2 protein-coding genes are annotated in these 2,502 nt (G+C 27.9%); both read right to left on the bottom strand.

From position 1 onward, the window contains the following. Window positions 1–475 precede the first annotated feature (475 nt). A complete protein-coding gene (locus tag VIM70_RS15970) occupies window positions 476–1,420 on the bottom strand; it encodes a GNAT family protein (protein ID WP_331946769.1) in 945 nt (314 codons plus the stop codon). Between the two features lie 147 nt (window positions 1,421–1,567). Next, on the bottom strand, window positions 1,568–2,329 hold the full coding sequence (locus VIM70_RS15965; RefSeq protein WP_331946768.1) for a tRNA threonylcarbamoyladenosine dehydratase: 762 nt from the start codon (window positions 2,327–2,329) through the stop codon (window positions 1,568–1,570). Window positions 2,330–2,502: the final 173 nt, after the last annotated feature.

Here is a 2,502-nt window from a genome sequence, read left to right as displayed (position 1 = left end):
CTTTTTAGTCTTACGACTAAAATATTACTTTTTTCTAAAGTAATTAACTGGTTAAAATAAAATATTATTTCATTTCTTTACCTATTTCTCTGTTTAATTTTCAAAGACCAATTTGTTTTGTCATCAAGTGACGACCTCTACAACTTTATCAGTTATCTAATCATCTGTCAATAGTTATTTTAATTATATAAATTAAATTTTCTATTACGATAACTACTTTGTCATGGCATAACCACAGCAACATGTAATATCTTATCATAATCATTTTGATCTGTTTTAGTATGCATTGTATTTATCTTAATATAAACCCACAATAATCGTATTTTCTTACTTATTCTACGTTTTTCTCATATTGATACACTAGGGCTCGTATACATAATATTCACTTATAAACTTCAACGAAACCTTTGAATTATTGAAAATATCTTTTCTAATATCCCTTATAGTTTCAAATAGTTATTTAAACTATATTAAACTAATCAATGTTTTTAACTTTATAAAAAACCATATGGTCTCTCCATTCGCCATTAATGCGTAAGTATTTTTCACTAACACCAAGTTCTTTAAACCCACAGTTTCTTAAAACTCTTTGTGATTTTTCGTTATCTATTAAAGTAGTAGCTTCTACTCTATGTAATTCTAACTCCTCGAAAGCGTATTCTACTGCTAGTTTAACTGCTTCTTTCATATATCCTTTATTTTGTTCTAACTCATCCATAGAATATCCTATAAAAGCATTTTTAAAAACACCCATAACTATATTCGATATTTTTATTTTTCCGATAAGTTTATCATTTTTATATATTCCAAAACTTATCACGCTACCATTTATAAATTGTTTATAACTTTCTGTTAACGTGCGCTTTTGGTTGACTAAGGTATAAAAACTTTCATCTCTAGAAGGTTCAAACCGCCTTAAATAATCTCTGTTTCTTAAATGAAAATCTAACAATGCTTGTGCATCACTTGGGGTTAATATTTGGATTTTTATATTTCTGCCTTTAATCGCAAGATCCCTTGTTATAGAATTTTTTTTAAAAACAGAATCACTTATACCAAACATCATTTCTGATTGATATTCAGATTTATTTATTACACTATCGCGTATAATACCTTCTAACTCAAATCCTAAATCAATAAATGCTCCTACATTTATATTTTCGTTAACCATAATATTTACTTTGTTTATCCCCATGTTTTTAAACAAAATATTAAGCATAAGATTTAATGTGTCTTTTAAATACTCATAATTCTCATTAGTATGACTATGGAATTTTAATCTAAATTGGCAAAACTTATTTTTTTTATCTAATTCCACTATATATATTCTTCCCAGTATAATATTATTTTTATCTTTTATAATATATTCTCTCTCATTACCTGTTGTTGCTTCTAAGTTAACGTACTTACCTTTGTTCATTTTTAACTCCTTTTTCTACAATAGAATCTTTAATTTAAGTTTAATTATAACATAATGTTTGAAAAGATGATTATATATATAATTGCATAAAAAAGATAAGAATATATTAATTTCTATTCTTATCTTTTTTAATCCTTTTAATAAACATTAATTATTCTTCTTAATTAAATTCTTAACAACCTCTCCGCCAATTATCATTCCCGCTACTGGAGGAACAAAAGATATACTACCCGGAATTTGTCTTTTAAAAGCACATTTTTTTGAACCCCCTGTACACACACATCCCTCTTTACATGTTATAACTTCTCCAATTTTTGGTTTAACAGGGATTTCCTCTGAGTAAACTACCTTTAATTTATTAATATTCCTTTTTCGTAGTTCATGCCTCATAACCTTAGCAAGTGGACATACTTTTGTATCATAAATATCTGCAACTCTAAATAATGTTGGATCTAATTTATTACCTGTTCCAAGGCAGCATATAATATCGATATTATGTTCCTCACAGTACTCAACTAAAGATATTTTTGAAGTTACCGTATCTATAGCATCTACTACATAATCTGTATCCTCAGTAATTATATCTCCCATATTCTCTGCAGTTATAAATGTTTCATAAGTAATAACTTCACAATTAGGATTTATTTCGAGTATTCTATCCTTCATCACTAGTACCTTGCTTTTGCCTATAGTTTTAATTGTAGCATGTATTTGCCTATTTAAATTTGTTAAGCATATTGTATCATCATCTATTAATACCAATTTTCCAACACCTGCTCTTACTAGTGCTTCAACTGTATAACTTCCAACTCCGCCTATTCCGAAAACTACTACTTTGCTTTCTCTTAATTTATTTAAACTATCCATACCAATAAGTAACTCTGTTCTTGACAATGAATGTTGTGGCATATGTTTGACTCTCCTTTTAAATATATTAATATTTCTTAAGTAAACACAGGCGTTACCGCCCATGCTCCTCGACGGAACCGTACTTGCCCTATTAAGGCATACGGCTCTTCACATCATATTTGAATCACCTATAGAACAAACTAACATTAATAGTTGGTTCTAATAATGGAAAA

The organism is Clostridium sp., from assembly GCF_036569345.1.
In the GTDB taxonomy this organism is placed as follows: Bacteria; Bacillota; Clostridia; order Clostridiales; family Clostridiaceae; genus Clostridium_AD.
The sequence above is the reverse complement of the archived record's forward strand: the minus strand, read 5'-3'. Positions and strand labels throughout refer to the sequence as shown.